Consider the following 19,966-nt stretch of genomic DNA (forward strand, 5'->3'; position numbering starts at 1 on the left):
TCGACGATCAGCTGTTCGTTAATGTCGGCAGACAGGTCGGAACGCTCCGGCAGGCGCTTGAAGGCACCTTCCATCTTAGCAGCGTCAACCTCTACCCAAGTCGGCTTCTCGCGCTGACCAGCAACTTCCAGGGAAGCTTTGATACGCGCTTGCTTTTTAGCCTTCTCACGAACGCAGATCACGTCCTCAGGGGATACCTGGAAAGAAGGAACATTTACGACACGGCCGTTTACCATGATGGCTTTGTGGCTCACCAGCTGACGAGACTCAGCACGAGTGGCGCCGAAGCCCATACGGTAGACGACGTTGTCCAGACGACCTTCCAGCAGCTGCAACAGGTTTTCACCGGTGTTACCCTTTTGACGGGCAGCGTCGCGGTAGTAGTTGCGGAACTGTTTTTCCAATACGCCGTAGATACGACGTACTTTTTGTTTCTCGCGCAGTTGCACACCGTAGTCGGACAGACGCGCTTTACGCGCACCGTGTTGACCAGGAACGGTGTCAATCTTGCACTTAGAATCAATCGCACGAACACCAGACTTCAGGAAGAGGTCGGTGCCCTCACGACGGCTAAGCTTAAGCTTAGGACCGATATATCTTGCCATCTTCTTTCTCCAACAATCCTAGACCAAGTAGCTACCAGCGTTACACGCGGCGCTTCTTGGGAGGACGACAACCGTTGTGCGGGATCGGAGTCACATCAGTAATGTTAGTGATGCGGAAACCAGCCGCGTTCAGAGCGCGGATGGAAGACTCACGACCGGGACCCGGACCTTTGACCATGACTTCCAGGTTCTTCACGCCGTATTCTTTGGCGATCTCACCAGCGCGCTCAGCAGCTACCTGGGCAGCAAACGGAGTGGACTTACGGGAACCACGGAAACCGGAACCACCAGAGGTAGCCCAAGACAGAGCATTGCCCTGACGGTCAGTAATGGTCACGATTGTGTTGTTGAAAGATGCATGAACGTGCGCAATACCGTCGCTCACTTGCTTTTTAACGCGCTTGCGAGCACGAGTCGGAGTTTTAGCCATTTTCTACCTTCCCGTTACTTCTTGATAGCCTTGCGCGGACCCTTACGGGTACGAGCGTTGGTCTTGGTACGTTGACCACGAACAGGCAGGCTACGACGGTGACGCAAACCACGGTAGCAACCCAGATCCATCAATCGCTTGATGTTCATGGAAATCTGACGACGCAGGTCACCTTCAACGGTGAATTTACCTACTTGTTCACGCAGACTCTCGATCTGAGCTTCGTCCAGGTCTTTAATTTTCACATTCTCAGCGATACCGGCTGCGGCACAGATGGCCTTGGAGCGGGTACGACCGACGCCATAAATCGCAGTCAACGCAATGACTGCATGCTTATGGTCAGGAATGTTAATGCCAGCGATACGGGCCACTATTCACTCCTACATATAGTAGATAACGACCACCACAAAGCCCGTGAGCGGATACGTGGCGGTCAACCAATACACAACAAAAGTTGGCTGGCTATATTAGCCAGCACAACTATTTGTTGCAAGTACTAACCGTAAAAAATTAGCCTTGGCGCTGTTTATGCTTTGGCTCACTGCAAATCACACGCACCACACCGTGACGCTTGATGATTTTGCAGTTACGGCAGATTGCCTTAACGGAAGCACGAACTTTCATTGCTTAACTCCGTAACTACGCCGACCTTTAGCGGCCGTAGCCCTTCAGGTTGGCCTTCCTCAGGACGTCGCCATATTGATGAGACATCATATGGGTTTGTACCTGAGCCATGAAGTCCATGATAACCACCACGATAATCAGCAGCGAAGTGCCACCGAAGTAGAACTGTACGTTCCAGGCAGTCATCAAGAACTGAGGTACCAGACAGATAAAGGTTATATAGAGCGCACCTGCCAATGTCAGGCGTGTCATAACCTTATCGATGTAACGTGCTGTCTGCTCGCCCGGGCGGATCCCCGGGATAAAGGCTCCACTCTTCTTCAGGTTATCTGCTGTCTCGCGGGGGTTGAACACCAACGCGGTATAGAAGAAGCAGAAGAAGATAATGGCTGCTGCATAGAGCATCTCATACAAGGGTTGACCCGGCTGCAGGACCATAGAGACCTGTTGCAGGATGTCAGCGACCTTGCCCTCGCCCTGACCAAACCAAGAGGTAATGGTCCCCGGGAAGAGGATGATGCTGGATGCGAAAATCGCAGGAATCACACCGGCCATATTCACTTTCAACGGCAGGTGTGTGCTTTGCGCGGCGAATACCTGGCGACCTTGTTGACGCTTGGCATAGTTAACGACGATACGACGCTGACCACGTTCCACGAACACCACAAAGTAAGTCACTGCGAAAACAATCAAGCCCAGCAACAACAACAGCAGGATGTGCAATTCCCCTTGACGTGCCTGTTCGGCCGTAGCGCCAATGGCATGAGGCAGACCGGCAACGATACCTGTGAAGATAATCAACGAGATACCATTACCAATCCCACGCTCGGTAATCTGTTCACCCAACCACATCAAGAACATGGTACCGGTGACCAGACTCACAACGGCTGTGAAATAGAAGCCCAAACCCGGATGAGTCACGAGTCCTTGCATCATATTCGGCAGACCGGTTGCGATACCAATGGCCTGGAAAGTTCCCAAAACCAGCGTGCCCCAACGGGTATATTGGCTAATCTTGCGACGGCCGGCTTCACCTTCCTTCTTGAGTTCAGCAAGAGCGGGGTGAACCACAGTCAGCAGCTGGATGATGATCGACGCCGAAATGTACGGCATGATCCCCAGCGCAAGAATAGAAGCACGCGAGAGTGCACCACCACTGAACATGTTGAACATCTCAATGATGGTGCCCTTCTGTTGTTGGAACAACTCGGCCAGTACGGCGGCGTCAATACCAGGAATCGGCACATAAGAGCCTGCACGGAAAACGATAATCGCCCCGAGAACGAAGAGCAGACGGCTCTTCAGTTCACTCAGACCACCTTGTGCTTTAACATCCAATCCTGGTTTCTTAGCCATTGTACTGATTATTCCTCGATTTTACCGCCAGCGGCCTCGATGGCTGCACGTGCACCCTTGGTGACGGACAGACCACGAACGGTCACAGCACGGTCAATGTTGCCAGACAGAACAACTTTAGCGAACACGATGTTTTTAGTAATAACACCGGCTTGCTTCAGAGTGCTCACATCGACCACATCACCTTCTACCAGGGCGATTTCGTTCAGACGCACTTCGGCAGATACCAAAGATTTGCGGGAGAAGAAACCGAACTTCGGCAGACGGATTTTCAAAGGCATCTGGCCACCCTCGAAGCCGTTGCGAACTTTGCCGCCACCGGAACGAGAAGTTTGACCTTTCACACCACGACCACCAGTCTTGCCCAGACCGGAACCGATACCACGGCCCGGACGGTGCTTAACGCGCTTGGAACCAGCGGCCGGAGACAGAGTATTCAGACGCATGCTTAGCCCTCCACCTTAACCATGTAATAAACCTGGTTGATCATACCGCGTACGCAGGGAGTATCTTCCAGCTCAACGGTGTGACCAATGCGACGCAGACCCAGACCACGCAGAGTCGCCTTGTGCTTTGGCAGACGGCCGATAGAGCTGCGAGTTTGAGTTACTTTTACAGTGTTAGCCATGTCGCATTACCCCAGAATTTCTTCAACGCGCAGACCACGCTTGGCAGCGATCTGTTCCGGCGATTGGCCGTGTACCAGAGCGTCTACAGTTGCGCGAACAACGTTGATTGGGTTGGTGGAACCGTAGGTCTTAGCCAGCACGTTGTGGATACCAGCCACTTCCAGCACGGCACGCATGGCGCCGCCGGCAATGATACCAGTACCTTGGGAGGCCGGCTTCATGAACACGGTGGAGCCAGAGTGAACACCACGCACCGGGTGGTGCAGAGTGCCGTTGTTCAGCTCAACCTTGTTCAGGTTACGCTTAGCCTGTTCCATTGCCTTTTGAATGGCAGCCGGAACTTCACGGGCTTTACCGTAACCGTAACCTACACGGCCGTTACCATCACCCACCACGGTCAACGCGGTGAAGGACATGATACGACCACCTTTAACAGTTTTCGAAACACGGTTTACTGCAATCAGCTTTTCTTGCAGTTCGCCGGCTTGAGATTCGATTTTAGCCATCTTCGACTCCTAGCTTAGAACTGAAGACCAGCGTCACGAGCAGCGGCAGCCAGAGCGGCTACACGACCGTGATACTTGAAACCGGAACGATCGAAAGATACGTTCTGAACGCCTTTGGCAATAGCACGCTCAGCGATAGCTTTACCTACAGCGGTAGCTGCATCAGCATTACCGGTGTATTTGATAGCTTCACTGATGGCTTTCTCTACTGTGGAAGCAGAGGCCAGAACTTCGGAACCGTTGGCTGCGATAACCTGCGCATAGATATGACGCGGAGTACGGTGAACAACCAGACGGGTGGCTCCCAGTTCCTGCATCTTTTTCCGAGCACGAGTAGCACGACGGAGACGAGCTGCTTTCTTGTCCATAGTGTTACCTTACTTCTTCTTAGCTTCTTTAGTACGCACTTGCTCGTTAGCATAGCGTACACCCTTGCCCTTGTAGGGCTCCGGAGCGCGGTAAGAACGGATATCGGCGGCGACTTGGCCAACCAGCTGCTTGTCCACACCACGGAGAACGATCTCAGTAGCGGTCGGGCATTCAGCGGTGACACCAGCCGGCAGCGCATGCTCTACCGGGTGAGAGAAGCCCAGGGCCAGCGCGACAGCATTGCCCTTGATGGAGGCTTTGTAACCTACACCAACCAGCTGCAGCTTGCGCTCGAAGCCTTGGGTAACACCGATTACCATGTTGTTGACCAATGCACGTGCAGTACCGGCCTGAGCGTCAGCACCAGCGATGCCGTCGCGCGGGGCGAACTTCAGTACATTGTCTTCTTTGGTCACTTCTACACCGGCGTGGATGGAACGAACCAGGGAACCTTTACCACCTTTGATGGACAGTTCCTGACCGTTCAGAGTCACCTCTACGCCAGCAGGAATAGTGACGGGTGCCTTAGCAACGCGAGACATTTCCGACCTCCTATTAAGCGACGTAGCAGATGATCTCACCACCCATGCTTGCCTTGCGGGCAGCACGGTCGGTCATCACACCTTTAGACGTGGACACGATAGCAACACCGAGACCGCCCATGACTTTCGGCAGATCAGTAGTGCGCTTGTAAATACGCAGGCCGGGACGGCTCACGCGTTGGATCAGTTCTACAACCGGCTTGCCCTGGAAATATTTCAGTTCAATTTCCAGTTCCGGCTTCACGTCACCAGCTACGGAGTAGCCAGCGATGTAACCTTCTTCTTTCAGCACTTTGGCAATAGCCACTTTCAGCTTGGAAGAAGGCATGGAAACCGCAACTTTGCTCGCCGCCTGACCGTTACGGATGCGGGTCAGCATATCCGCGATCGGATCTTGCATGCTCATAGTCTAACTCCCGAGATTCTTACCAAGAGGCCTTTTTGAGGCCTGGAATTTCGCCCTTCATGGCATGCTCACGCACCTTGATGCGGGACAGACCAAACTTGCGCAGGAAACCGTGCGGACGACCAGTAATATTGCAACGGTTACGCTGGCGGGACGGACTGGAATCACGGGGCAGCTGTTGCAGTTGCAAGACAGCGTCCCAACGCGCTTCTTCAGAAGCGTTCATATCAACGATGATAGCTTTCAGCTCGGTACGCTTGGTCGCGAACTTGGCTGCCAGCTTCGCACGCTTTGCTTCGCGCGCTTTCATGGATGTTTTAGCCATAACCCTAACCTTACTTGCGGAATGGGAAGTTAAAGGCAGCCAGCAGAGCACGGCCTTCTTCGTCGGTATTCGCGGAAGTGGTGATGGTGATATCCAGACCACGGACGCGATCGACCTTGTCATAGTCGATTTCCGGGAAGATGATTTGCTCACGCACGCCCATGGAGTAGTTACCACGGCCATCGAACGCCTTGGCGTTCAGACCACGGAAGTCACGGATACGCGGTACGGAGATGCAAATCAGCCGTTCCAGGAACTCCCACATACGCTCGCCACGCAGGGTTACTTTACAACCTATCGGGTAGCCTTCACGAATCTTGAAGCCCGCAACAGATTTGCGTGCTTTGGTGATCAGCGGTTTCTGACCGGAAATGGCAGCCATATCGGCAGCAGCATTTTCCAGCAGTTTCTTGTCAGAGATCGCTTCACCAACACCCATGTTCAGGGTGATTTTCTCGATCCGAGGGACTTGCATGATAGTCTTGTAACCGAACTGCTTGGACAGTTCATTTACTACATCGGATTTGTAGTAATCATGCAGTTTCGCCATCGTTAAACTCCAATTACTTCACAAGTTCGCCGGTGGATTTGAAGAAACGGACTTTCTTGCCGTCTTCAATCCGGAAACCAACGCGGTCAGCCTTGCCAGTGGCAGAGTTGAACAGCGCGATGTTTGATACATCGATGGGGGCTTCTTTGGTGACGATACCGCCAGCCTGACCCAGTGCGGGTACCGGCTTCTGGTGTTTCTTCACCTGGTTGATGCCTTCAACGATTACCTTACCTTTTGCAATCAGGACTTGAGTGACTTTGCCACGCTTGCCCTTGTCTTTGCCGGTAAGAACAATTACTTCGTCTTCGCGACGGATTTTAGCTGCCATCGTTCGACTCCTTACAGTACTTCGGGTGCCAGGGACACAATCTTCATGAACTTCTCATTACGGAGTTCACGGGTCACCGGGCCAAAAATACGAGTACCGATTGGCTGTTGGTTGTTGTTAAGCAACACAGCCGCATTGTTGTCGAAACGGATGACAGAGCCGTCCGGACGACGAACGCCTTTACGGGTGCGTACGACCACCGCGTTATACACATCACCTTTCTTCACTTTACCGCGAGGAATGGCTTCCTTGATGGAAACCTTAATGATGTCGCCGATGCCGGCGTAACGGCGGTGCGAACCACCCAGAACCTTAATACACATTACACTGCGAGCGCCGGAGTTGTCGGCAACACCCAGCATACTTTGCATCTGGATCATCTTAGTGCTCCGCTTTGTTTACTTCTTATCCCTTGCGGGGATCTGGCTGCCTTCAAAAGGCGCGAAACTATAACACAGCTGTTTTTGAAAAGGTAGCCTAAAAAACAAACGGCCCCGATAAGGGGCCGTTTGAGCTAAAAAGTACCGATTAGGCCTTTTCTACGACAGCAACCAGGGTCCAGGACTTGGTCTTGGACAGCGGGCGGCACTCGCGGATTTCCACGAGATCGCCAGCTTTACACTCGTTGTTCTCGTCGTGTACGTGCAGCTTGGTAGTGCGCTTGATGATCTTACCGTAGATCGGGTGCTTTACCTTGCGCTCGATAGCAACAGTGATGGACTTGTCCATCTTGTCGCTGATTACACGACCTTGCAGAGTACGGATCTTGTCAGTCATTACGCACCTGCCTTCTCAGTCAGTACAGTCTTGATACGTGCGACGTCACGACGCACTTGTTTCAGAGTGTGAGTCTGAGCCAGCTGGCCGGTGGAAGCTTGCATGCGCATGTTGAATTGCTCACGCAGCAGACCCAGCAGCTCCTGGTTCAGTTCTTCGACGCTCTTTTGACGCAGATCTTGGGCTTTCATCACATCACCGTCTTGATTACGAAAGTGGTCTGAACGGACAGCTTAGCAGCGGCCAGGGCGAATGCTTCACGGGCCAGAGCCTCGGGAACACCGTCCATCTCGTACAGAACTTTGCCAGGCTGGATCGGGCATACCCAGTATTCGACGTTACCCTTACCTTTACCCATACGAACTTCGAGGGGCTTTTCGGTAATCGGCTTGTCCGGGAACACACGGATCCAGATTTTACCCTGACGCTTAACGTGACGGGTCATGGCACGACGGGCTGCTTCGATTTGACGAGCAGTCAGTTGACCACGGGATGTCGCCTTCAGGCCGAAGGTACCGAAGGATACTTCGTTACCGGAGTTGGCCAGACCGCGGTTACGACCCTTATGGGTCTTGCGGAATTTAGTACGCTTTGGTTGCAACATTTACCGAATCTCCTTACTTGGCAGCGCGGCGCTTGTTGTCACGCTTGGGCTTCGCAGGAGCTTGCTCTTGAGCAGCGGCAGCATTGACTGCAGCCAGACCGCCCAGAACTTCGCCCTTGAAGATCCAAACTTTAACGCCGATCACACCGTAAGTGGTGTGGGCTTCAGAAGTTGCGTAGTCGATGTCGGCACGCAGGGTGTGCAACGGCACACGACCTTCACGGTACCATTCGGTACGCGCGATTTCAGCGCCGCCCAGACGACCGGACACTTCAACTTTGATGCCCTTGGCACCCAGGCGCATGGCGTTCTGTACGGCGCGCTTCATGGCGCGACGGAACATTACGCGACGTTCCAGCTGAGAAGTGATGCTGTCGGCAACCAGTTTGCCATCCAGCTCCGGCTTGCGGACTTCGGAAATGTTGATCTGAGCAGGCACGCCAGCAATAGTGGCTACAGCTTTGCGCAGTTTCTCAACGTCTTCGCCTTTCTTGCCGATCACGACACCCGGACGAGCGGTGTGAATGGTCACACGGATGCTCTTGGCCGGACGCTCGATGGTGATCTTGGACAAGGAAGCGTTTTTCAGCTCCTTGGTCAGGAACTGGCGTACTTGGAAATCGCTGTACAGGTTGTCAGCGAAGTCTTTGGTGTTCGCGAACCAGGTAGAATTCCAAGGCTTGGTAATACCCAGGCGAATGCCATTAGGATGTACTTTCTGACCCATTGCTTATCTCCCAGCCTTAGCGTCGGATACCACTACAGTGATGTGAGCGGTACGCTTGAGGATACGATCCGCGCGACCTTTGGCACGCGGGCGGATGCGCTTCATGGAGGGACCTTCGTCTACCATGATGGTGGCAACACGCAGGGCGTCGATATCGGCGCCTTCGTTGTGCTCAGCGTTGGCAATGGCAGATTCCAGCACTTTCTTCACCAGAACAGCAGCCTTTTTCGGGCTGAAGGTCAGGATGTTCAGAGCCTTGTCTACGGACAGACCACGTACTTGATCGGCTACCAGACGAGCTTTCTGGGCAGAAGTACGGGCATAACGGTGTTTAGCGATAGCTTCCATCATTTATCCCTTAGCGCTTCTTAGCCTTCTTATCAGCAGCATGGCCGCGATAAGTACGAGTCGGTGCGAATTCACCCAGTTTGTGACCGATCATTTCTTCGGTAACGAAAACCGGAACGTGCTGACGACCATTATGGACAGCGATGGTCAAACCGATCATGTTCGGGATGATCATTGAACGACGGGACCAGGTCTTAACCGGCTTTTTATCCCCGCTTTCCACCGCTTTCTCTACCTTCTTCAGCAAGTGCAGGTCAATAAATGGACCCTTCTTGAGAGAACGTGGCATGGTGATTCCTCTATGTTAACAATTACTTGTTACGACGACGTACGATGTACTTGTCGGTACGCTTGTTCTTACGGGTCTTGAAGCCCTTAGCCTTCTGGCCCCATGGGGACACAGGCTGCATGCCCTTGTTACGACCCTCACCACCACCGTGCGGGTGATCAACCGGGTTCATCGCCATACCGCGAACGGTCGGACGAATACCACGCCAGCGGTTTGCACCGGCTTTACCCAGTTGACGCAGCATGTGCTCGGAGTTACCCACTTCACCGATGGTAGCGCGGCACTCGGCCAGAACTTTACGTACTTCGCCGGAACGCAGACGCAGAGTTACATAGTTACCTTCGCGAGCCAGGATCTGGATGAAAGTACCAGCGGAACGAGCCAGCTGGGCACCTTTACCAGGCTTCATCTCTACGGCGTGAACGGTAGAACCGACCGGGATGTTACGCATCGGCAGGGTGTTACCTACCTTGATCGCAGCATCAGCACCAGAAGCGATAGCATCACCTGCTTTCAGGCCTTTCGGGGCCAGGATGTAACGACGCTCACCGTCTGCATACAGCACCAGGGCGATGTTTGCGGTACGGTTAGGATCGTATTCCAGACGCTCTACTTTGGCCGGAATGCCGTCTTTGTCGCGCTTGAAGTCGACCAGACGGTAGTGTTGCTTGTGACCACCACCGATATGACGGGTGGTGATGCGGCCGTTGTTGTTACGACCACCGGACTTGCTTTTGCTGTCCAGCAGAGCGGCGAAGGGCTTGCCCTTGTACAGCTCTTGGTTGACGATCTTGACGACGTGGCGGCGGCCCGGAGAAGTAGGCTTGCACTTAACGATTGCCATTTTTGAGAACTCCTCTTACTCGGCTGCGCCCATGAAGTCGATGTCCTGACCCGCTTTCAGGGTGACATAAGCCTTTTTCCAATCGGAACGACGGCCTACGCGTGCACCTGCGCGCTTGGTCTTACCCTTCATGTTCAGGGTACGGACGGTCTCAACTTCGACCTCGAACAGTTTCGCAACTGCAGCTTTGACTTCCGCCTTGGTAGCATCAACAGCAACTTTGAACACGATAGTGTTCTGCTTTTCTGCAACCATGGTGCTCTTTTCAGAGATGTGCGGAGCCTTCAGAACTTTCAACAGACGTTCTTCGCGGATCATGCCAGCATCTCCTCGATTTGCTTCACTGCATCAGCAGTCATCAGAACCTTGTCGAAGGCGATCAGGCTGACCGGGTCGATACCGGCAACGTCACGCACGTCAACTTTGTACAGGTTGCGAGCAGCCAGGAACAGGTTCTCATCGACTTCAGCGGTCACGATCAGAACGTCAGTCAGTTCCATCTCTTTCAGCTTGGCGATCAGTTCTTTGGTCTTCGGAGCTTCGATGCCGAATTTCTCAACAACGATCAGACGCTCTTGACGTACCAGCTCGGACAGGATGCTACGGATAGCGCCGCGGTACATCTTCTTGTTTACTTTTTGGCTGTGATCTTGCGGCTTAGCAGCAAAGGTCACACCACCGGAACGCCAGATGGGCGAACGGATGGAGCCAGCACGGGCACGACCAGTACCCTTCTGACGCCACGGCTTTTTGCCGCCACCAGACACTTCAGAGCGAGTCAGCTGCGCACGAGTACCCTGACGGGCACCAGCGGCATAAGCAACGACAACCTGGTGAACCAGGGCTTCGTTGAATTCGCGCCCGAAGGTAGTCTCGGAAACTTCAAGAGCGCTCTTGGCGTCTTTCATTACCAATTCCATTACTATCTCCTCAGACGTTACGCTTTGACGGCAGGTTTAACGATCACGTTGCCGTTGGTTGCACCCGGTACTGCGCCTTTGATGAGCAGCAGGTTGCGTTCAGCGTCAACACGAACCAGTTCCAGGTTCTGAGTCGTTACACGCTCAGCACCCATGTGACCAGCCATCTTTTTGCCCTTGAATACACGGCCCGGGGTCTGGTTTTGACCGATGGAGCCAGGTACACGGTGGGACAGAGAGTTACCGTGGGTCATATCCTGGGTACGGAAGTTCCAGCGCTTAACAGTACCGGCAAAACCTTTACCCTTGGATGTGCCGGTAACGTCTACCAGCTTAACGTCAGCGAGAAGATCTACTTTCAGCTCGCTACCAACAGTGAAAGTTTCACCGTTGTTCAGGCGGAATTCCCACAGACCGCGACCGGCTTCTACACCAGCTTTGGCGAAGTGGCCAGCTTCCGGCTTGGTCACACGGCTGGCTTTCTTGGCGCCAGTGGTAACCTGAATAGCGTTGTAGCCGTCGGTTTCTACAGATTTGACCTGAGTTACACGGTTAGCTTCAACTTCGATAACAGTCACCGGGATAGAAACGCCATCTTCGGTGAAGATGCGAGTCATACCCACTTTGCGACCTACAAGACCGATTGTCATTGTTATCAACCTCTTTCCGTAATTAACCCAGGCTGATCTGGACGTCTACACCAGCTGCCAGATCCAGACGCATCAGAGCGTCTACGGTCTTGTCAGTCGGCTCAACGATGTCTACCAGACGCTTGTGAGTGCGGATCTCGTACTGATCACGCGCGTCTTTGTTGACGTGCGGGGAGATCAGAACGGTGAAGCGCTCTTTGCGAGTCGGCAGCGGAATAGGACCGCGAACCTGCGCGCCGGTGCGCTTTGCAGTTTCAACGATTTCCGCAGTGGATTGATCGATCAGGCGATGATCAAAAGCCTTCAGGCGGATACGGATTCTTTGGTTCTGCATTGACAGAGCTCCAATAGATAAAAGAACATAAATCAACACCGCCCGACCGGGAATATTCCCGCCAGAGGTGTGATTTTTCACGTTTCCTCCCATATCGGGAGGACTGTATGGCTGGCACCCGTAAACGAGAAGCTCAGCAAGCAGACATATCGTCTGGCTTACCTCATGGGTAAGCGGAGGGGATTATACGGATTTTTTCAATTCATGCAAGGGATGGTGAACAGATTGTGCACAATCATCCGTCGCGGACGGATCTCGTCAAAACGACCCTGAATGACACCCACACTGCAGTGACGACAAGGGGTCGATCCGGCTGTTAGACTGCGCCCTCGCCTCTGTCAACGGAACGACTTCGATGCTCAAAGATCAGAAAAAAGCCTACCAGTATGGACTCTGCGCCGTGGCGCTCTGGTCGACGGTGGCCACCGCCTTCAAGATCTCCCTCACCTATTTCGAACCGGTGCAGCTGCTGCTCGTCGCCGCCTTCACCTCGACCCTGACCCTCACCGCCATCGTCGCCAGGCAGGGCAAGCTGCCCCTGCTGCTGAATTACATCAAGGCCCGCCCCTTTTACTACCTGGCCCTGGGGGTGTTGAACCCCTTCCTCTATTACCTGCTGCTGTTCAAGGCCTATGATCTGCTGCCCGCCCAGCAGGCCCAGACCCTCAACTACACCTGGGCCATCACCCTCAGCCTGCTGGCGGTACCCTTCCTCGGCCAGACGCTGCGCCGCCGTGACGGGGTCGCCATCGTGCTGGGTTACTTCGGCGCCCTGGTCATCGCCACCAAAGGGGACGTGTTCGGCCTGCAGTTCGACAGCCCGCTCGGGGTAACGCTGGCGCTGGTGTCGACTCTCATCTGGGCCGGCTACTGGATCCTCAACACCCGCAATCAGGGGGATCCCATCGTCAGCCTGCTGCTCGGCTTCATCATCAGCCTGCCCTTCATCGTCGTGGCGACCTGGCTGATGGCCGACTTCGCCATGACCGCCTGGCAGGGCTGGGCCGGCGCCATCTATGTGGGGCTGTTCGAGATGGGCTTTGGCTTCGTGCTCTGGCTGATGGCCCTACGTCACGCCACCAATACGGCCCCCATCAGCAACCTCATCTTCATCTCCCCGTTCGCCTCCCTGGTGCTGCTGAACCTGCTCATCGGCGAGGCCATCCACCCGGCGACTCCCATCGGGTTGGCGCTGATCGTGGCGGCCCTGCTCATCCAGCAGCTGAAATACGGCAAGCGCTACCGCAACAAGGCCGAACCCGAGATCTGAGAAAGCAGAAGGGCGCATCCATCGATGCGCCCTTCTCTCAATCTATCCACTCCAGCGGCTGCTGCTTGGGCAACCGTATCTCCACCAGCAGACCTCCGAACGCCGAACCGCCGAGCCTGATGGTGCCGTGGTGCTGGGACACTATCTTGGCGACTATGGCCAGCCCCAGCCCGCTGCCACCACCGGTGCGCGCCACATTGCCCTGCATGAAGGGCTTGAGTACCCGCTGATAGTCCTGCTCGGCGATGCCGGGACCGTTGTCCGAGAGCCGCAACCGCACCCAGTGGCCGTCGTCCCTCAGCTCTGCCTGCAGCCGGCTCGCCCCGTAGCGCAAGGAGTTGCCAGAGAGATTGTTGAGGATGCGCCTCAGGCTGACGGGGTTGCAGGCCACCCGCACCGCCTGCTCCGGCAGCAGCAGCTCCACCTCCAGCCCCTGATCCGTCTGCATCAGCAGGGCGTCGTGGATCAGCTGGGTCAGATCGATCTGCTGGATATCCAGCCCCTCGTCCGGCCGGATGTAGTCGATGAACTGATCGATGATGGCATTGGATTCGTCGATGTCCGCGTTGATGCTCTCCTTGAGGTACTCATCCCCGGAGGACATCATCTCGGTCGCCAGCCGGATGCGGGTCAGCGGCGTGCGCAAGTCGTGGGAGACCCCCGCCATCATCAGGTTGCGCTCCTCGATCAGGCTCTTGATGGAGCTCGACATGTGATTGAAGGTGCGGGTCAGCCGGCGCACCTCCCGGGAGCCCTGCTCCCCCAGTGCATCCGGGAAGTTGCCCCGGGCCACCGCCACGGCCCCCGCCTCCAGATCCTCCAGCGGGCGCACCAGCTGACGGGCGAAGCGCCAGGCCGCGAACAGGGTCACCACCAGCAGCACGCTCATATAGAGCAGCAGCGGCTCTATGTCGTCATCCTCGATCTCGGTCAGGGGGATCCGCACCCACATCTGGTTCGCCTGGGGCGGCTGGATCCAGATGATGTAGTGATCCTGGATCTCGACCCTGACCCGGGTCTTGCCCTTCAGCTCGCTGCTGATGTTCTCTTCGAGGAAGGGATAGGGTTTGGAGTCGTTCAGTCCATGCTGCTCCGCCTCGCTCTGGGTATAGATGTCGCTGCCGGTCGCCACATAGACCAGGGCCTCGGCATCGTCGCTCAGGGCCAGCTGATTGTTGTCCACGGGGAAGATGAGTTTGACCTGGTTGGCCAGCAGGTGGCTGATCTGCTTGACGGTGGGCGACAGCAGGTAGTTGTAGAAGGTGACGTAGGAGACAAACTGATAGACCACCAGCACGGCGGCCAGAAACCAGAGCATGCGGGAGAACATGCTGCTCACTTTCTTCATGCGCCCTCACCGTCCGGCACGAACACATAGCCCAGACCCCAGACGGTCTGCAGGTAGCGCGGCTGGGCCGGATCCTGCTCCAGCAGGCGGCGCAGGCGGGAAACCTGCACGTCTATGCTGCGCTCGGTGGCGGTGTATTCCCTGCCACGGGCCAGGTTCATCAACTTGTCGCGAGAAAGCGGTTCGCGGGGATGGCTCACCAGCACCTTGAGCACGGCAAACTCGCCGCTGGTCAGGGAGACGGGCTCACCGTCCCGGCTCAGCTCCCGGGTCGCCAGGTTCAGCTGATAGGCACCGAAGGTCACCATCTTCTCGGCGGCGGAGGGGGCGCCGGGCAGCTCGACGGTATGGCGGCGCAAGACGGCACGGATCCGGGCCAGCAGCTCGCGGGGGTTGAACGGCTTGGGCAGGTAGTCGTCGGCTCCCATCTCGAGGCCGACGATGCGATCCACCTCATCCCCCTTGGCGGTGAGCATGAGCACAGGGATCTGGTTGCCCGCCTCCCGCAGTCTGCGGCAGATGGAGAGGCCATCCTCCCCTGGCAGCATCAGATCCAGCACCATCAGGCTGAAGTTCTCGCGCGTCAGCAAGCGATCCGCCTGCTCCCCGTTGGCCACGCCCCGCACCATGAACCCCTGTTCGGTGAGGTAACGCTCCAGCAGGGAACGTAATTTCAGGTCGTCGTCGACCACCAGGACCTTGTATTGCTGACTCATGCTTGCCACTCCTCTCTGTCTGATCCCAATACTAGGGCTCCCCCTCCCGGGGGCAAAGCATAAATATGTTACCGGTTATTACCCCGACCTCGCTCGGAGACCCGGACTATGGTCAGGGGCCGGGGCTCTCTGATACCTTTGCGCTCACAACCGGGGCGCCATGACAGAGGTCCCGGGCAGTACAACCTCCCTTACCCAGTCGTAACAGGGGCTGATTACGCCATGAAAACCAGACTCATCACGCGAGAAGGCTACAACAGGCTGCGACAAGAGCACGACATGCTGTGGCGAGAGGAGCGGCCCGAGGTCACCAAGAAGGTCGCCTGGGCCGCCAGTCTCGGGGATCGCAGCGAGAATGCCGACTACCAGTACAACAAGAAGCGGCTGCGAGAGATAGACAGACGGGTGCGTTACCTGCGCAAGTGTCTGGAGGAGCTCACCATAGTCGACTACTCCCCCTCCCAGGAGGGCAAGGTGTTCTTCGGCGCCTGGGTCGAGGTGGAGAGCGAGGAGGGAGAGATCAAGCACTTTCGGATCGTCGGCTATGACGAGATCTTCGGTCGCAAGGATTACATCTCCATCGACTCCCCCATGGCCCGCGCCCTGCTCAAGAAGGAAGTGGGGGATGAGGCCATAGTGCGTACGCCAGTGGGTGACGCCTGCTGGTATGTTAACGAGATAAGCTACCCCAAATAAACCGGCGAGGGGCCGGCCTCCCCGGCCCCCCATTCGGGTCGACCCGCCGGCTACGCCCCGGCCGTGCTGGCATCCACCGCCTCGAGCCCATATAGTGCTCCCACCCGGCGCCCCAGGGCGCAAACCGGCCGAGTCGTGCCCTCTTCCTGAGCCAGGGCACCCCCTCAGGCCGGTTGGATAGAACCGACCATTAGAGATCCCCGATGCAGAGCCAACTCATAGAGAGACAGATCGCCACCGAGCTCAATGCTCGCCCCGAACAGGTACAGGCCGCCGTACGCCTGCTGGATGAAGGTTCGACCGTGCCCTTCATCGCCCGTTACCGCAAAGAGGTGACCGGCGGTCTGGACGACAGCCAGCTGCGCACCCTGGAGAGCCGGCTCGGCTACCTGCGGGAGATGGAGGATCGCCGCCAGGTGATCATCCGCTCCATCGAGGAGCAGGGCAAACTCACCCCGGAGCTCGCCCGCGAACTGCGCGAGGCGGACAGCAAGACCCGGCTCGAGGATCTCTACCTGCCCTACAAGCCGAAACGCCGCACCAAGGGGCAGATGGCCATCGAGGCCGGGCTCGAGCCCCTGGCGGATCTTCTGCTCACCGACCCCATGCAGGATCCGGAGCAGGCGGCGGCAGCTTTCCTCAACCCCGAGCAGGGCATCGCCGATACCAAGGCCGCCCTCGACGGCGCCCGCTACATATTGATGGAGCGCTTCGCCGAGCAGGCCGACCTGCTGGAGAAGCTGCGGGACTACCTGTGGCACAACGCCACCCTGCGCGCCCGTGTGGTGGCGGGCAAGGAGCAGGAGGGGGCCAAGTTCAAGGACTACTTCGAACACGACGAACCGCTGCATAAGGCCCCCTCCCACCGGGTACTGGCCATGCTGCGCGGCCGCAACGAAGGGGTGCTCAACCTGGCGCTGGTGACCGGCGAGGACGAGAGTGCCAGCCCCTGCGAGGGGATCATCGCCCATCACCTCAAGTTGAATCTGCAAAACCGCCCGGCGGACAAGTGGCTGCAGGGGGTGGTGAGCTGGACCTGGAAGATCAAGCTATCCCTGCAGATGGAGACCGAGCTCATCGGTCGGGTGCGCGAGAGCGCCGAGGAAGAGGCGATCCAGGTGTTCGCCATGAACCTCAAGGATCTGCTGATGGCGGCCCCGGCCGGCATGCGCTGCACCATGGGGCTGGACCCCGGCATCCGCACCGGGGTCAAGGTCGCCGTGGTCGATGCCACCGGCAAGCTGGTCGATCACGCCACCATCTATCCGTTTGAACCGAAGCGCCAGGTCGATCAGAGCCTCAAGACCCTGAGCGAGCTGTGCCAGAAGCACGGGGTCGAACTCATCAGCATCGGCAACGGCACCGCCTCCCGGGAGACCGACCGCCTGGTGAGCGATCTGTTCGAGCGTTACCCCGCTGCCAAGGCGCAGAAAATCGTGGTGAGCGAGGCGGGCGCCTCCGTCTACTCCGCCTCCGAGCTCGCCTCCCAGGAGTTCCCGGATCTCGACGTCTCCATCCGTGGCGCCGTCTCCATCGCCCGCCGGCTGCAGGATCCCCTGGCCGAGCTGGTCAAGATAGATCCCAAGAGCATAGGTGTGGGCCAATATCAGCACGACGTGGGTCAGAGCCAGCTGGCGCGCCGACTGGACGCCGTGGTCGAGGATTGCGTGAACGCGGTCGGGGTGGATGTGAACACCGCCTCGGTGGCCCTGCTGAACCGGGTCTCCGGCCTCTCCCAGACCCTGGCCCAGAACATCGTCGCCTACAGGGATGACAACGGCGCCTTCCACAACCGCCAGCAGTTGCTGAAAGTTAGCCGGCTCGGTCCCAAGGCGTTCGAGCAGTGCGCCGGCTTCCTGCGCATCCGTGGCGGCAGCAACCCGCTGGACGGCTCGGCGGTGCACCCGGAGTCCTACCCCGTGGTGGAGCGGATCCTGGCGCGGCTGCAGCAACAGGTAGAGGGCCTGCTCGGCAACACCAGCCTGCTCAAGAGCCTGAGGCCCGCCGACTATACGGATGAGCGCTTCGGGATGCCCACGGTCACCGACATCATCGGCGAGCTGGACAAGCCGGGCCGCGACCCGCGCCCCGAGTTCAAGACCGCCACCTTCAGGGAAGGAGTGGAGAAGATCAGCGACCTGGTGCCCGAGATGGTGCTGGAAGGGGTAGTCACCAACGTCACCAACTTCGGCGCCTTCGTCGACATCGGGGTCCATCAGGATGGGCTGGTGCATATCAGCTCCCTGACCGACCGCTTCGTCAAGGATCCCCGCGAGGTGGTCAAGGCCGGCGACATAGTGCGAGTCAAGGTGCTGGAGGTGGATGCTCCCCGCAAGCGGATCAGCCTCACCATGCGCCTGCAGGAGAAGGCTGGCGAGAAGAGCGGGCCGGGGCGCAAGCCGGCGGAACCACGCCAGGGCAACGCCGGCAGAGACAAGCCGCGCAGCGAGTCGCGTCAGAGTGCCCCCCAGACCGGAATGGGTGGCGCCATGGGCAACGCCTTCGCCGCCGCCCTCTCCAAGGCCAAGAAGTAAGAAGCCCAATATACAAAAAGCCCCGCGAGGGGCTTTTTTATTGCCAGTGCCTGACGGGGCATATCATCACAGGCGGCAGAGGTTGCATACCTACATCACTCAGATATCCAGGCCGAAGCTCTGGCGCGGAGCAGGCCGGCTTGCCTGTTGATAGTGATGGGCGATGACCCGATTGCGTTTGTCCATATAGAGGCCAAGCGGGCTGGACTGTCCCTCTGGTTCTGCCGCCATCAGCTCCTTGCGCGCCTGCGCCTCCTTGACCGTGGCGCTGCGGGCCACGCTCAGATCCTGAGAGGAAGGCTCGTCCGGTGCCAGGGCGGCGGCACGCACCTGCTGCATCTTGGCCAGGGTCGCGGCGGGATCCCCGTGGATGACGCCGATATCGATGGCTACCTCGCCCCCCGTGGCGTAGCGCTTGCCATCCGGCCCCTGAGCATATTCATAGGTCGGGCTGCCCGCATGTTCGCCGCCGGCCGTCTGATGGGCCTGCTCGTGCTTGCGCACCTCCAGATCCCGCTCCGCCAGCACCTCGATCTGCCGCTGCTGCTTCTGTTGCTCCTGCTGACCGGACTCCTGCTGCTGCCTGCGCCTCCCCTCCTCGTCCGTGGCCTCCACGAAACGATGAGGCAAGGCCGCCGGATTGCCGGTCTGGGCATTGTCTCTGGACAGGGATTGCGGGTTGGGATTGTTGGGGGCAGATCTGGCGCGGTCTTTCTGGGAGGCGACACCGGACTCGGCGTTGGCGGCCTCCCCCTGCCGCAGCTGGGGGACCAGCTCGGCACGGCGATTGTCAGTCTGCGCCGCTTCCGTCTGCGGATGCAGCTGGTTCGGAATAATGGGCGGCAGGCTGACGTTGATGTTCATCTCAGGCCCGGATGGCGATCAAGGCACCCATCCATGCCGTCTGCGGATGCAGCGGATCGGCAATGATGGGTGACGGGTTGACGTGGATGTTCATCTCAGACCCGGATGTCGATCAGGGTGCCCATCATGTCACTGGCGGTCTGGATCACCTTGGCGGAGGCGCCGGCCTGCAGCTCGGCGACCTTGAGATTGACCAGCTCATCCGGCAACTGGACCTGGTCACCCGCCGGGGTATTGAGGCGGGCTATCTGGCTGGAGGCCTGGGCGGCCTGCTGCTCCGCCCGCTGGAACCCCTGTACGCCCGTGGTCATGGCTGAATCGATACGCATTGCATCACTCCTCTGCTGTTGGCCAATTATCAACCAGAACGAG

The 19,966-nt window shown here is 57.4% G+C and carries 33 protein-coding genes (1 of these 33 cut by a window edge); 3 read left to right on the forward strand and 30 right to left on the reverse strand.

All coding sequences use genetic code 11. The features are described 5' to 3' along the window. The 26 genes from rpsD to rpsJ form a co-directional block, all read right to left on the reverse strand. Positions 1–605, reverse strand: the 5' portion of a protein-coding gene (gene rpsD, locus ACT5M9_RS10605; RefSeq protein WP_010672568.1) for a 30S ribosomal protein S4. It extends 16 nt beyond the left edge of the window; 605 of the gene's 621 nt are visible here — the first part of the coding sequence; its start codon is at positions 603–605; its stop codon lies beyond the left edge, outside the window. Between the two features lie 40 nt (positions 606–645). Next, positions 646–1,035, reverse strand: coding sequence for a 30S ribosomal protein S11 (rpsK, locus tag ACT5M9_RS10610; protein WP_005319702.1), 390 nt, complete (start codon positions 1,033–1,035; stop codon positions 646–648). Positions 1,036–1,049: 14 nt separating this feature from the next. Continuing rightward, positions 1,050–1,406 (reverse strand): 30S ribosomal protein S13, encoded by a 357-nt coding sequence (gene rpsM, locus ACT5M9_RS10615; RefSeq protein ID WP_005307991.1) that lies wholly within the window; start codon positions 1,404–1,406, stop codon positions 1,050–1,052. A 139-nt stretch (positions 1,407–1,545) separates the two neighbouring features. After that, positions 1,546–1,659 carry a 50S ribosomal protein L36 gene (gene rpmJ, locus ACT5M9_RS10620; protein WP_005319705.1) on the reverse strand — a complete coding sequence of 38 codons (114 nt, stop codon included), beginning with the start codon at positions 1,657–1,659 and terminating at the stop codon, positions 1,546–1,548. 27 nt (positions 1,660–1,686) lie between these two features. Beyond that, positions 1,687–3,015 carry a preprotein translocase subunit SecY gene (secY, locus tag ACT5M9_RS10625; protein ID WP_349920653.1) on the reverse strand — a complete coding sequence of 443 codons (1,329 nt, stop codon included), beginning with the start codon at positions 3,013–3,015 and terminating at the stop codon, positions 1,687–1,689. A gap of 8 nt (positions 3,016–3,023) precedes the next feature. Further along, a complete protein-coding gene (gene rplO / locus ACT5M9_RS10630; protein ID WP_005307987.1) occupies positions 3,024–3,461 on the reverse strand; it encodes a 50S ribosomal protein L15 in 438 nt (145 codons plus the stop codon). Positions 3,462–3,463: 2 nt separating this feature from the next. Further along, on the reverse strand, positions 3,464–3,643 hold the full coding sequence (rpmD, locus tag ACT5M9_RS10635) for a 50S ribosomal protein L30 (RefSeq protein WP_005307985.1): 180 nt from the start codon (positions 3,641–3,643) through the stop codon (positions 3,464–3,466). Between the two features lie 6 nt (positions 3,644–3,649). Continuing rightward, positions 3,650–4,150: a 30S ribosomal protein S5 gene (gene rpsE / locus ACT5M9_RS10640; protein WP_100860714.1), complete on the reverse strand. Its 501-nt coding sequence runs from the start codon at positions 4,148–4,150 to the stop codon at positions 3,650–3,652. A 14-nt stretch (positions 4,151–4,164) separates the two neighbouring features. Next, positions 4,165–4,518 (reverse strand): 50S ribosomal protein L18, encoded by a 354-nt coding sequence (gene rplR / locus ACT5M9_RS10645; protein ID WP_025325389.1) that lies wholly within the window; start codon positions 4,516–4,518, stop codon positions 4,165–4,167. Between the two features lie 9 nt (positions 4,519–4,527). Continuing rightward, the gene (gene rplF, locus ACT5M9_RS10650; protein WP_349920652.1) at positions 4,528–5,061 is read right to left on the reverse strand and encodes a 50S ribosomal protein L6; all 534 of its coding nucleotides are present in this window, start codon (positions 5,059–5,061) and stop codon (positions 4,528–4,530) included. A 13-nt stretch (positions 5,062–5,074) separates the two neighbouring features. Continuing rightward, positions 5,075–5,467 (reverse strand): 30S ribosomal protein S8, encoded by a 393-nt coding sequence (rpsH, locus tag ACT5M9_RS10655; protein WP_005307980.1) that lies wholly within the window; start codon positions 5,465–5,467, stop codon positions 5,075–5,077. 19 nt (positions 5,468–5,486) lie between these two features. After that, the gene (gene rpsN, locus ACT5M9_RS10660) at positions 5,487–5,792 is read right to left on the reverse strand and encodes a 30S ribosomal protein S14 (RefSeq protein ID WP_005331161.1); all 306 of its coding nucleotides are present in this window, start codon (positions 5,790–5,792) and stop codon (positions 5,487–5,489) included. 10 nt (positions 5,793–5,802) lie between these two features. Then, the gene (gene rplE / locus ACT5M9_RS10665) at positions 5,803–6,342 is read right to left on the reverse strand and encodes a 50S ribosomal protein L5 (RefSeq protein WP_005331162.1); all 540 of its coding nucleotides are present in this window, start codon (positions 6,340–6,342) and stop codon (positions 5,803–5,805) included. A 13-nt stretch (positions 6,343–6,355) separates the two neighbouring features. Further along, on the reverse strand, positions 6,356–6,673 hold the full coding sequence (gene rplX, locus ACT5M9_RS10670; protein WP_025325387.1) for a 50S ribosomal protein L24: 318 nt from the start codon (positions 6,671–6,673) through the stop codon (positions 6,356–6,358). 11 nt (positions 6,674–6,684) lie between these two features. Further along, complete coding sequence (rplN, locus tag ACT5M9_RS10675) at positions 6,685–7,053, reverse strand: 50S ribosomal protein L14 (RefSeq protein WP_005307975.1); 369 nt, start codon at positions 7,051–7,053, stop codon at positions 6,685–6,687. Positions 7,054–7,201: 148 nt separating this feature from the next. After that, on the reverse strand, positions 7,202–7,450 hold the full coding sequence (gene rpsQ, locus ACT5M9_RS10680; RefSeq protein ID WP_005307966.1) for a 30S ribosomal protein S17: 249 nt from the start codon (positions 7,448–7,450) through the stop codon (positions 7,202–7,204). Then, complete coding sequence (gene rpmC / locus ACT5M9_RS10685) at positions 7,450–7,641, reverse strand: 50S ribosomal protein L29 (protein ID WP_005307965.1); 192 nt, start codon at positions 7,639–7,641, stop codon at positions 7,450–7,452. The genes rpsQ and rpmC overlap by 1 nt, the downstream gene beginning before the upstream one ends. Continuing rightward, positions 7,641–8,054 (reverse strand): 50S ribosomal protein L16, encoded by a 414-nt coding sequence (gene rplP / locus ACT5M9_RS10690; RefSeq protein ID WP_005307963.1) that lies wholly within the window; start codon positions 8,052–8,054, stop codon positions 7,641–7,643. The genes rpmC and rplP overlap by 1 nt, the downstream gene beginning before the upstream one ends. Before the next feature lie 13 nt (positions 8,055–8,067). Next, on the reverse strand, positions 8,068–8,781 hold the full coding sequence (gene rpsC, locus ACT5M9_RS10695; protein WP_005307962.1) for a 30S ribosomal protein S3: 714 nt from the start codon (positions 8,779–8,781) through the stop codon (positions 8,068–8,070). Positions 8,782–8,784: 3 nt separating this feature from the next. Continuing rightward, positions 8,785–9,129: a 50S ribosomal protein L22 gene (gene rplV, locus ACT5M9_RS10700; protein ID WP_005319741.1), complete on the reverse strand. Its 345-nt coding sequence runs from the start codon at positions 9,127–9,129 to the stop codon at positions 8,785–8,787. 10 nt (positions 9,130–9,139) lie between these two features. Then, on the reverse strand, positions 9,140–9,418 hold the full coding sequence (rpsS, locus tag ACT5M9_RS10705) for a 30S ribosomal protein S19 (RefSeq protein WP_005307960.1): 279 nt from the start codon (positions 9,416–9,418) through the stop codon (positions 9,140–9,142). Between the two features lie 22 nt (positions 9,419–9,440). Then, entirely contained in the window at positions 9,441–10,262 is an 822-nt protein-coding gene (gene rplB, locus ACT5M9_RS10710; RefSeq protein ID WP_100292730.1) for a 50S ribosomal protein L2, read from the reverse strand. Positions 10,263–10,277: 15 nt separating this feature from the next. After that, positions 10,278–10,580: a 50S ribosomal protein L23 gene (gene rplW / locus ACT5M9_RS10715; protein ID WP_005307955.1), complete on the reverse strand. Its 303-nt coding sequence runs from the start codon at positions 10,578–10,580 to the stop codon at positions 10,278–10,280. Further along, entirely contained in the window at positions 10,577–11,182 is a 606-nt protein-coding gene (rplD, locus tag ACT5M9_RS10720) for a 50S ribosomal protein L4 (protein WP_005340616.1), read from the reverse strand. Before rplD ends, rplW begins: the two co-directional genes overlap by 4 nt. A gap of 17 nt (positions 11,183–11,199) precedes the next feature. Continuing rightward, positions 11,200–11,832 (reverse strand): 50S ribosomal protein L3, encoded by a 633-nt coding sequence (rplC, locus tag ACT5M9_RS10725; protein WP_010672559.1) that lies wholly within the window; start codon positions 11,830–11,832, stop codon positions 11,200–11,202. 22 nt (positions 11,833–11,854) lie between these two features. Beyond that, positions 11,855–12,166 carry a 30S ribosomal protein S10 gene (rpsJ, locus tag ACT5M9_RS10730; RefSeq protein ID WP_005307944.1) on the reverse strand — a complete coding sequence of 104 codons (312 nt, stop codon included), beginning with the start codon at positions 12,164–12,166 and terminating at the stop codon, positions 11,855–11,857. Between the two features lie 355 nt (positions 12,167–12,521). Here rpsJ and ACT5M9_RS10735 point away from each other — a divergent pair, with 355 nt between their 5' ends. Then, positions 12,522–13,436, forward strand: coding sequence for a DMT family transporter (locus tag ACT5M9_RS10735; protein ID WP_457982658.1), 915 nt, complete (start codon positions 12,522–12,524; stop codon positions 13,434–13,436). Between the two features lie 37 nt (positions 13,437–13,473). Here the strand turns inward: ACT5M9_RS10735 and envZ are convergent, their stop codons facing one another. Next, complete coding sequence (envZ, locus tag ACT5M9_RS10740) at positions 13,474–14,784, reverse strand: two-component system sensor histidine kinase EnvZ (protein ID WP_457982660.1); 1,311 nt, start codon at positions 14,782–14,784, stop codon at positions 13,474–13,476. Beyond that, positions 14,781–15,500 carry an osmolarity response regulator transcription factor OmpR gene (ompR, locus tag ACT5M9_RS10745; RefSeq protein WP_457982661.1) on the reverse strand — a complete coding sequence of 240 codons (720 nt, stop codon included), beginning with the start codon at positions 15,498–15,500 and terminating at the stop codon, positions 14,781–14,783. The genes envZ and ompR overlap by 4 nt, the downstream gene beginning before the upstream one ends. A gap of 222 nt (positions 15,501–15,722) precedes the next feature. On the opposite strand from ompR, the gene greB reads away from it, so the two are divergent. After that, complete coding sequence (greB, locus tag ACT5M9_RS10750; protein ID WP_457982662.1) at positions 15,723–16,196, forward strand: transcription elongation factor GreB; 474 nt, start codon at positions 15,723–15,725, stop codon at positions 16,194–16,196. 203 nt (positions 16,197–16,399) lie between these two features. Continuing rightward, complete coding sequence (locus ACT5M9_RS10755) at positions 16,400–18,730, forward strand: Tex family protein (RefSeq protein ID WP_457982664.1); 2,331 nt, start codon at positions 16,400–16,402, stop codon at positions 18,728–18,730. 99 nt (positions 18,731–18,829) lie between these two features. Here the strand turns inward: ACT5M9_RS10755 and ACT5M9_RS10760 are convergent, their stop codons facing one another. Next, positions 18,830–19,594 (reverse strand): putative metalloprotease CJM1_0395 family protein, encoded by a 765-nt coding sequence (locus tag ACT5M9_RS10760; protein WP_457982666.1) that lies wholly within the window; start codon positions 19,592–19,594, stop codon positions 18,830–18,832. Between the two features lie 95 nt (positions 19,595–19,689). Continuing rightward, on the reverse strand, positions 19,690–19,923 hold the full coding sequence (locus ACT5M9_RS10765; RefSeq protein ID WP_438550510.1) for a flagellar biosynthesis protein FlgE: 234 nt from the start codon (positions 19,921–19,923) through the stop codon (positions 19,690–19,692). Between the last annotated feature and the right edge of the window lie 43 nt (positions 19,924–19,966).

The organism is Aeromonas sp. AE23HZ002T15 (genome assembly GCF_054165525.2).

Bases quoted from the DNA above. Each gene is read 5' to 3' on its own strand.
- rpsK (WP_005319702.1), bottom strand. From the start codon at position 1,035: ATGGCTAAAACTCCGACTCGTGCTCGCAAGCGCGTTAAAAAGCAAGTG.
- rpmJ (WP_005319705.1), bottom strand. From the start codon at position 1,659: ATGAAAGTTCGTGCTTCCGTTAAGGCAATCTGCCGTAACTGCAAAATC.
- secY (WP_349920653.1), bottom strand. From the start codon at position 3,015: ATGGCTAAGAAACCAGGATTGGATGTTAAAGCACAAGGTGGTCTGAGT.
- rplO (WP_005307987.1), bottom strand. From the start codon at position 3,461: ATGCGTCTGAATACTCTGTCTCCGGCCGCTGGTTCCAAGCGCGTTAAG.
- rpmD (WP_005307985.1), bottom strand. From the start codon at position 3,643: ATGGCTAACACTGTAAAAGTAACTCAAACTCGCAGCTCTATCGGCCGT.
- rpsE (WP_100860714.1), bottom strand. From the start codon at position 4,150: ATGGCTAAAATCGAATCTCAAGCCGGCGAACTGCAAGAAAAGCTGATT.
- rplR (WP_025325389.1), bottom strand. From the start codon at position 4,518: ATGGACAAGAAAGCAGCTCGTCTCCGTCGTGCTACTCGTGCTCGGAAA.
- rplF (WP_349920652.1), bottom strand. From the start codon at position 5,061: ATGTCTCGCGTTGCTAAGGCACCCGTCACTATTCCTGCTGGCGTAGAG.
- rpsH (WP_005307980.1), bottom strand. From the start codon at position 5,467: ATGAGCATGCAAGATCCGATCGCGGATATGCTGACCCGCATCCGTAAC.
- rpsN (WP_005331161.1), bottom strand. From the start codon at position 5,792: ATGGCTAAAACATCCATGAAAGCGCGCGAAGCAAAGCGTGCGAAGCTG.
- rplE (WP_005331162.1), bottom strand. From the start codon at position 6,342: ATGGCGAAACTGCATGATTACTACAAATCCGATGTAGTAAATGAACTG.
- rplX (WP_025325387.1), bottom strand. From the start codon at position 6,673: ATGGCAGCTAAAATCCGTCGCGAAGACGAAGTAATTGTTCTTACCGGC.
- rplN (WP_005307975.1), bottom strand. From the start codon at position 7,053: ATGATCCAGATGCAAAGTATGCTGGGTGTTGCCGACAACTCCGGCGCT.
- rpsQ (WP_005307966.1), bottom strand. From the start codon at position 7,450: ATGACTGACAAGATCCGTACTCTGCAAGGTCGTGTAATCAGCGACAAG.
- rpmC (WP_005307965.1), bottom strand. From the start codon at position 7,641: ATGAAAGCCCAAGATCTGCGTCAAAAGAGCGTCGAAGAACTGAACCAG.
- rplP (WP_005307963.1), bottom strand. From the start codon at position 8,054: ATGTTGCAACCAAAGCGTACTAAATTCCGCAAGACCCATAAGGGTCGT.
- rpsC (WP_005307962.1), bottom strand. From the start codon at position 8,781: ATGGGTCAGAAAGTACATCCTAATGGCATTCGCCTGGGTATTACCAAG.
- rplV (WP_005319741.1), bottom strand. From the start codon at position 9,129: ATGGAAGCTATCGCTAAACACCGTTATGCCCGTACTTCTGCCCAGAAA.
- rpsS (WP_005307960.1), bottom strand. From the start codon at position 9,418: ATGCCACGTTCTCTCAAGAAGGGTCCATTTATTGACCTGCACTTGCTG.
- rplB (WP_100292730.1), bottom strand. From the start codon at position 10,262: ATGGCAATCGTTAAGTGCAAGCCTACTTCTCCGGGCCGCCGCCACGTC.
- rplW (WP_005307955.1), bottom strand. From the start codon at position 10,580: ATGATCCGCGAAGAACGTCTGTTGAAAGTTCTGAAGGCTCCGCACATC.
- rplD (WP_005340616.1), bottom strand. From the start codon at position 11,182: ATGGAATTGGTAATGAAAGACGCCAAGAGCGCTCTTGAAGTTTCCGAG.
- rplC (WP_010672559.1), bottom strand. From the start codon at position 11,832: ATGACAATCGGTCTTGTAGGTCGCAAAGTGGGTATGACTCGCATCTTC.
- rpsJ (WP_005307944.1), bottom strand. From the start codon at position 12,166: ATGCAGAACCAAAGAATCCGTATCCGCCTGAAGGCTTTTGATCATCGC.
- ACT5M9_RS10735 (WP_457982658.1), top strand. From the start codon at position 12,522: ATGCTCAAAGATCAGAAAAAAGCCTACCAGTATGGACTCTGCGCCGTG.
- envZ (WP_457982660.1), bottom strand. From the start codon at position 14,784: ATGAAGAAAGTGAGCAGCATGTTCTCCCGCATGCTCTGGTTTCTGGCC.
- ompR (WP_457982661.1), bottom strand. From the start codon at position 15,500: ATGAGTCAGCAATACAAGGTCCTGGTGGTCGACGACGACCTGAAATTA.
- greB (WP_457982662.1), top strand. From the start codon at position 15,723: ATGAAAACCAGACTCATCACGCGAGAAGGCTACAACAGGCTGCGACAA.
- ACT5M9_RS10755 (WP_457982664.1), top strand. From the start codon at position 16,400: ATGCAGAGCCAACTCATAGAGAGACAGATCGCCACCGAGCTCAATGCT.
- ACT5M9_RS10760 (WP_457982666.1), bottom strand. From the start codon at position 19,594: ATGAACATCAACGTCAGCCTGCCGCCCATTATTCCGAACCAGCTGCAT.
- ACT5M9_RS10765 (WP_438550510.1), bottom strand. From the start codon at position 19,923: ATGCGTATCGATTCAGCCATGACCACGGGCGTACAGGGGTTCCAGCGG.